This is a genomic window from Oleiphilus sp. HI0080, from assembly GCF_001635135.1.
The window spans coordinates 1-325 of record NZ_LWFU01000190.1; the positions used below are offsets into that span (position 1 = coordinate 1).

Sequence of the window (325 nt, forward strand, 5' to 3'; positions counted from 1 at the left end):
GCGAGTGGCCCTCAGATCATGGAGGTAAATTCTTCGCCTGGGCTTGAAGGTATCGAAACGTGCACCGGCCTTGATGTCGCCGGCGCGATCATCGACTACATCGCGGCACAAGTTGATTTCCCGGAAATCGACGTGCGTCAACGGTTGACCGTTAGTCGTGGCTACGGCGTTGGTGAAATTTACATTCCCGAAGGCTCAAATTTTGTTGGCAAAACCATACTCGAAACACAGCTTCAAGAACAGGACGTGAACGTTCTCACCCTTTACAGGGGAGCAAAAGTGATCCCTAACCCCAGAAAAGACAGGCTACTAGAGCCGGAAGATA

The 325-nt window shown here is 51.4% G+C and carries 1 protein-coding gene; it reads left to right on the plus strand.

From position 1 onward, the window contains the following. Nucleotides 1-325: cation:proton antiporter regulatory subunit (locus tag A3751_RS02055; RefSeq protein WP_304438996.1), on the plus strand; the 325-nt coding region annotated here is incomplete at both ends.